The 6,316-nt window shown below is 72.3% G+C and carries 7 protein-coding genes; 4 read left to right on the top strand and 3 right to left on the bottom strand.

The features are described from left to right. On the top strand, positions 1-654 hold a 654-nt coding region (locus ABZS51_RS42065), incomplete at its 5' end, for an SDR family oxidoreductase (protein WP_355453769.1). Between the two features lie 245 nt (positions 655-899). Here ABZS51_RS42065 and ABZS51_RS42060 read toward each other — a convergent pair. Then, the gene (locus ABZS51_RS42060; RefSeq protein WP_355453766.1) at positions 900-1,655 is read right to left on the bottom strand and encodes an NIPSNAP family protein; all 756 of its coding nucleotides are present in this window, start codon (positions 1,653-1,655) and stop codon (positions 900-902) included. Between the two features lie 163 nt (positions 1,656-1,818). Between ABZS51_RS42060 and ABZS51_RS42055 the strand changes: the two genes are divergently transcribed. From ABZS51_RS42055 to ABZS51_RS42045, 3 genes are all read left to right on the top strand, one after another. Continuing rightward, positions 1,819-2,073 carry a hypothetical protein gene (locus ABZS51_RS42055; protein ID WP_355453763.1) on the top strand — a complete coding sequence of 85 codons (255 nt, stop codon included), beginning with the start codon at positions 1,819-1,821 and terminating at the stop codon, positions 2,071-2,073. A 375-nt stretch (positions 2,074-2,448) separates the two neighbouring features. Next, positions 2,449-2,721 carry a hypothetical protein gene (locus ABZS51_RS42050; RefSeq protein WP_355453760.1) on the top strand — a complete coding sequence of 91 codons (273 nt, stop codon included), beginning with the start codon at positions 2,449-2,451 and terminating at the stop codon, positions 2,719-2,721. Between the two features lie 302 nt (positions 2,722-3,023). Further along, entirely contained in the window at positions 3,024-3,821 is a 798-nt protein-coding gene (locus ABZS51_RS42045) for a hypothetical protein (RefSeq protein ID WP_355453757.1), read from the top strand. Positions 3,822-3,825: 4 nt separating this feature from the next. Here the strand turns inward: ABZS51_RS42045 and ABZS51_RS42040 are convergent, their stop codons facing one another. After that, complete coding sequence (locus tag ABZS51_RS42040; RefSeq protein ID WP_310716539.1) at positions 3,826-5,121, bottom strand: DUF2252 domain-containing protein; 1,296 nt, start codon at positions 5,119-5,121, stop codon at positions 3,826-3,828. Between the two features lie 63 nt (positions 5,122-5,184). Next, positions 5,185-6,180 carry a hypothetical protein gene (locus ABZS51_RS42035; RefSeq protein WP_355453754.1) on the bottom strand — a complete coding sequence of 332 codons (996 nt, stop codon included), beginning with the start codon at positions 6,178-6,180 and terminating at the stop codon, positions 5,185-5,187. Positions 6,181-6,316: the final 136 nt, after the last annotated feature.

The raw sequence follows: 6,316 nt of genomic DNA, 5'->3' as shown, positions 1-6,316 counted from the left end.
GCCGAGCGCGTGGCGGACCAGGTTCACCTGGCCGATCAGCTTGCCGTCGAGGCCGGTCCAGAACGCGGCGTCCGACGGGTCGTCCAGCGGGACGACGTCGCCCGCCTCGTCTCCGGGCTCGACCGGCTGGACGTCGTCGTCAACAACGCGGGCGGCTCCCCGCACGCGCCACTGGACGGCACCTCGCCCCGCCTGCACGCCCGGGTCGTCGAGCTCAACCTGACGGCGCCGCTGCTGGTGTCGCAACAGGCGTACCCGCCGCTCAAGGCGTCGGGCGGGGCCATCATCATGATCGGCAGCGCCAGCGGCACCCGCCCCTCGCCCGGCACCTCCGCATACGGGGCCGCCAAGGCCGGCCTGCACCACCTGGCGCGCTGCCTGGCGGCGGAGTGGGCGCCGGAGGTACGGGTCAACTCGGTGGTGGTGGGACTCGCCGCCACGGAGAGCGCGGAGGAGCACTACGCGGGCGGGCACGAGGCCGTGGCCGCCACGGTCCCGGCGGGCCGCATGGCCACACCGGAGGACGTGGCCCGGGTGTGCCTGTGGCTCGGCAGCCCGGGGTACGTCACGGGCGCGGAGATCCACGTCCACGGAGGCGGTGAGATCCCAGCCTGGCGCCACGCCCCCTCCGCCGGCATCCCGTCGGAATCCTGACCCTCCCGGCCACACCCGCGCTCCGGCGTCCGCGCTCGCGTTCCCTCCCGTGTCCGTCCGCCCGCGGCCACACCCGCGCTCCGGCGCCCGCGCTCGCGTGCCCGTGTCGTCCGCCGGCGTCCCCGCCCGCCGACGCGCGCACGTCTCCACGTCACCGACGCGGCCGGTGTCCCGCGCGCCCGCGTCTCCATCCACATGGGGCGATCGCCGCCGGGGTCCGTGGCCCCGTTTCTCCGTTCTGCCGGTCAGCGGAGGGCGGAGCGGGCCGCAGGGGAGAGACGGAAGCGCCGCGGCGTTCCCGCGACCTGTCCTTCCAGCAGGGCCGCCTCCATCTTCAGTGCCTCGTGGGCCTTGCCTGCGTCCTCCTCCCGCTCGAACCGGGCGAACCACACGAAGACGTTCTCACCGGTCCGGACGGGCAGCGCCGGAAAGGTGTTGACCGCGTGCTCGGTCTCGAAGCACGCGATCGGCGGCATCCCGGCCTCGGCAAGCGCGGGCGCGACCCGCTCGGCGAAGAACGCGGGGAATCCCGCGACGCCCTCCGGCACGTGGTGCACAGTGGCGACGTAGACGGACGCGGGAAGTGCGGACTCGGGAAGCGCGCCGGTGCCGGTAAGGCCGGCCGGCCCGGCGAGCGGGAAAGCCGTGCCCGGGAACGGGTCGTCCGCGGGGAACGTCGAGCTGTCTCCGGCAGACAGCCCTGTCGGAACGGGATGCAGGAGCAATACGTCGTCGGAGTCGATCATCGTGGCGTTGGCCGCCGTGCGATGGGCCTTCCAGACGGGGCCGCCGTAGAACGCGGCCAAGGCCACCCGACGAGCCTCCATATCCGGAAATTTCCGCATCCAGCAGAAGATGTCCGGCGCGTCCAGGTCCCGGAAGTGCCCCGCCAGGCCGATGCCCGCCGCCTCCTGTGACTCGACGAACTCCCGCTCGAACAGCTCGATCAGCGTGTCGCGCCGTCCGGGGTGCAGGGTGTAGCGCCGCAGTTCGTAGATCATGCGGGCGACGTTAACCCCGAGTCGCTGACACCCTCCGTCAGTGAACCCCGCGACACTCGAGCAAAATTCTGATCACGCTATGCTATGGATCAGTAACGCTACGTTATAGGATCGGCCTCAGCCTGACCGCCCGCCCTCTCACCGGCGAAGGAGCCGAACCATAGTGATCAAGAACCTGAGCGCCGTCTGCGTCACGGGGGTGACCGCCGCACTCACCTTGCTGGCCACTCCCGCGAGCGCCGACACCTGGACGGACAACTGGAGCCGCAACACCGGCTCCTCGCAGTCCGGCAACACCTTCGGTGACGTCGGCGCGGCCAACCAGGGCTGGGGCCGCTCCACCAACGTCAACAACGTCAACGGCATCGCGACGACGGCGACCAACGGCAGCACCGTCATCACCTACGTCTTCTACTGAACCGGCCTGGCCCGTCCCGCGTCCCCATCCCGCCCGACCGCGTCCCCGTCCGCCACGCTGCCTGCCGCTCCCTTCCCGGCAGGCCGCTCGGCGCCTGCCGCTCCCTCCCTGGCAGGCGCAGTCCACCGCCCACTCCCGCCGGGGGGCGCACGCTCCGACGGGTGGTGACACGTGTCGCGGGTCGCTCGTCTCGACGAGCCGCCACCCGTCTCGGTGTGATGCGCGTACCGGTGGGCCGTCACGCGGGCCGGTGCGGTCCCCCTCCGGGCCCTTCACCCCGCACCGGGCCACCCCACACCGGGTTCCTTCACCCCTGAACCCTCCGACTCCCGAACCCCCGAACCCCCGAACCCCCGAACCCTGAAGGAGATCCCCATGAAGAAGCTCTGCGCCACCGGTCTGGTCGTCGCCGCCGTCGGCGCCGCCTTCGCCGCGGTCGCCGGTCCGGCCGCCGTCCCCGCGTTCGCGGACACCGCCATCTCCGACTCCAGCTCCAACCGCGAGTCCTCCCAGTCCGGCAACATGTTCGGGAACATCGTGGCCCAGAACCGGGGCACCGGCTCCTCCACCAACGTCACCTCGGTGAACGCCAACACCGCCACCGCCGCCCGCCGCAGCGGCGCGGCCGTGAGCAACCGCGTCGACTAGGAGCTGTTCCCTGATCAGGACCTGGTGGCCCGCCGGGCCGGCCGCGCTCCGAGGGCCCCGTACGGGCGGCGGTACGACCGGTCGACACCCCCCGGCGCCAGGCTCTCCATGACGCGACCTGCGGTGAGCACTGCGGGAAACCAGAGCTGGGCGGCGGCGGTGGGGCGGCTCGCAGGGCACGTCAGGCGGTAAGCCGTGGCGAGGCGGACACCCGTCCGTGACGACCCCGGGAGGTGGACCCCGCCGCCCCTGACCTGCCGGGGGCGGGCCGTAGCATCGTCGCCGTGATTACCTGTGCCTATGTGACATTTGACGACAAAGACGGCCACGACGACGAGCGTGACATCGTGCTGGCCGCCTGGCGGGGGGAGGGCATCGAAGGGCGTGCCGAGCGCTGGGACGACCCTGCGGCCGACTGGGCCGCCTACGACGCCGTCGTGGTGCGGTCCGTGTGGGACTACGTCGGCCGACGGGACGAGTTCCTGGACTGGGCCCGCCGGGTCGAGAGCCACTCAAGGCTGCTCAATCCCGCCTCCGTGCTGGCCGGCAACACCGACAAGACCTACCTCCGCGACCTCGGGCTCCCCGTCGTGCCCACGCACTGGTCGTCGGAGGGCCTGCCCGAGTGGGACGAGTACGTCGTCAAGCCCGCGATCTCGTCGGGCGCACGCGACACGATCCGAACCACCGGCCGCGCCGAGGCCGTCGCGCACGCCGCGTGGCTGGAGGCGTCCGGCCGCACGCCCATGGTGCAGCCCTACCTCGACATGGTCGAGACCGAGGGCGAGACCTCGCTGCTGTACTTCAACCGCCGCTTCAGCCACGCCGTCCGCCGCACTCCCATGCTCTCCCCGGGGAAGTCGGGCGCCGACCACGTGCGGGCACAGCTCCGCGCACCAGCCCCGGACCAGGTCGAGCTCGCCGAGAAGGTGCTTGCCATCATCCCGCAAGCCCTTCTGTACGCGCGGATCGACCTGGTCCGGCTGCCCGACGGGACGCCGGTGGTGATCGAGCTGGAGCTCACCGAGCCGTACCTGTTCCTGCGCTACGAGCCGCGGGCACCCCGCAACCTGGCCAGGGCGCTGCGCGAGCTGCTCTAGGCGGTCACACCCCGGGGAGGCGGCCGTTGCGGAAGAGGTCGACGAAGGTCTGGTGGTCGGCCCGCGCCTGGATCCCGTACCGGTGCGCGAAGTCCACCAGCATGCCGATGAAGCCGGGCCGGTCGCCGTCCACCACCGCCACGATCGACTCCTCGGTCGAGTAGTCCACCAGGTCGTGGCTGGACTCGTCGTCGGCCACGGCGTGCATGCGCGCCACCGCCCGCCCGAGATCCCGCATGATCGAGTCCAGCTCGGCCGGCTCGTTGACGTCGTCCCAGTCGAGGTCGGCCGAGTACGGCGAGACCTCGGCCACGAGCTGCCCCACGCCGCCGAGCGTGGTGTAGCCGAGCCACGGGTCGGCGTACGCCTGCAGCGCCCGCTGCGACTCGGCGGTCCGGTGCCCCTGGTGCAGGAAGTAGCCGGTCACCTTCTCGTCGGTGATGTACCTGGCCACGGCCGGCACCTGCGCCTGCTTCATGTAGAGGATGACGTCGTTCTCCAGCGCCTGCGAGCGGCCCTCCAGCAGCATGTTGTACGAGGGCAGCCCGGCCGAGCCGATGCCCACGCCCTTGCGCAGCGCCACGTCCTTGATGACGTGCTCGACGGAGGTGGTCTGCTCGGGCAGCGTGGTCAGGTAGTCCTCGAACGCGGCCAGCACGGCCGCCCGGGTCTCGGGCCCGACGGCCTCCCGCCCCTCCATGATCGCGAAGCGCCGGTCGTAGTCGTCGATGACGGTCTCGACGTCGAGCATCGCCACCCGCGTCCGCAGTCGCGCCGTCTGGAGCACCCGGTGCAGCACGCCGGTGGTGGTGCCGAGCGTCAGCGACCCGATCGCGTCGTCGCCGCCGTGCGCGATGGCGGTCAGCTCGTCCAGGTAGGCGGTGCCGAAGCCGCTCACGAGCGAGCTGATCACCTCGTCGGACAGCGCCTTGGCGTACCCGATGAGCGCCACGCTGGCGGCGAAGCGCTTGAGGTCCCAGGTGTACGGCCCGACGTACGCCTCGTCGAAGTCGTTGACGTTGAAGACGAGCACGCCGGAGGCGTTCATGTAGGTGCCGAAGTTCTCGGCGTGCAGGTCACCGTGGATCCACACCCGGCTGGTGGGCTCGTCGAGGAAGGCGTCGTCGGCGAACTCGCCGGTGAGGTCGGCGTAGAACAGGCTCGCGCTGCCCCGGTAGAAGGCGAACGGCGAGGCGGCCATCTTGCGGAACTTGCGCCGGAACGCGGCCGGTTCGCGCTTGATCGACTCACCGAACTCGGCCACGAGAACGTCGAGCAGGAAGGAGGAGCGGGTAGCCATACACGGGACAGTAGGACGTGGCCGCCTCTTCCGCCTAGATTGTCATGAAGATGTCGTGGCCGGTCAGGAGGCTGGTTCGAGCCCGGGGCGGCGCGCGGCGGGCAGTCTCCGCAGCCCCGCGATCATCAGCGACACGACCATCACCGCGAGCAGCGCGCCCTGTGTGACGCTCGTCGTCCACACGGGCTCGTTGTACTCCCGAGGCAGGCCCAGCGGCAGCCGGGACGCCATCAGCAGCGCCCCGCCCATCGCGAGGGCGAGCAGCACGGACGGAGACCGGTGGCGGGCGAGGGCGACGGCGCCGGTCACGAGCAGCGCCACGATCGCGAGCCCGTCGGGATAGATCCAGAGCGACAGCCACACGATCGGCTCGGCGGCCGGCGGGAAAGCGACGACAGGCAGGACCACCAGCGGCGCCGCGAGGGCCGGCGGCAGGACGGCGGCGCCCCATGGGCGGCGGACCGGGGGCACGTCGCGGTGGAAGCCCGCCAGCAGCGCGAGCAGGGTCGCCACGACCGTCAGGGCGGAGGCCGCCTGCGGCCACCCCATGAGGTCGATCGGCAGGGCGGTGAGGAGCGCGAGGAGGGACGTCGCGCCGCCCGCCAGTGCCGCCGCCTTGGCCGGCCGGACGTGACCCCGCATGAGGACGGCGTACGCGGCGAACCAGGAGCAGTCCACCACGGCGAGGACGACGCGGCTCCAGGGGGCAGGGCTGGGGGCGTCGAGCACGGCGGCGAGGCCGATCGACAGGAGGGAGTAGAGGCTGAGCAGGGCCTGGTAGCCCAGGCCCAGCAGCGCGACGAGCCGGACGGCCTCGCCCCAGGCGACGAACCGGGGACCGGCGCCCGCCCCGCCGAGCCGGACCCGCACCGCCAGCGCGACCACGCTGGCGACCTCGCCCCAGCGCGGGCGCGGGTTGCGCTCGTCCGGCACCTCGCCGGACATCTCCATGAAGGCCGCCACCATCTCGTCCTCCCGCTCCACCCGGTAGGAGGCGGGCAGGATCCGCAGGACGGAGCGGTAGCGCTGCTCCAGCAGCACCGGGTCGGGCTCGGTCACGCGACACCTCCAGCGGCCGCCGCGCGCGCGGCGAGAGCGGTCAGGGACGTACGGGCGAGCACCGCCAGGGCGGTGTGCCCGTGCCGGCCGGGATGATGCCGAGGGGGACGTCGGTGCCCGCCACGGCCTGGACGGC

The organism is Nonomuraea sp. NPDC005501 (genome assembly GCF_040605905.1).
In the GTDB taxonomy this organism is placed as follows: Bacteria; Actinomycetota; Actinomycetes; order Streptosporangiales; family Streptosporangiaceae; genus Nonomuraea.
The sequence above is the reverse complement of the archived record's forward strand: the minus strand, read 5'-3'. Positions and strand labels throughout refer to the sequence as shown.

Bases quoted from the DNA above. Each gene is read 5' to 3' on its own strand.
- ABZS51_RS42040 (WP_310716539.1), bottom strand. From the start codon at position 5,121: ATGGCTACCCGCTCCTCCTTCCTGCTCGACGTTCTCGTGGCCGAGTTC.
- ABZS51_RS42050 (WP_355453760.1), top strand. From the start codon at position 2,449: ATGAAGAAGCTCTGCGCCACCGGTCTGGTCGTCGCCGCCGTCGGCGCC.
- ABZS51_RS42060 (WP_355453766.1), bottom strand. From the start codon at position 1,655: ATGATCTACGAACTGCGGCGCTACACCCTGCACCCCGGACGGCGCGAC.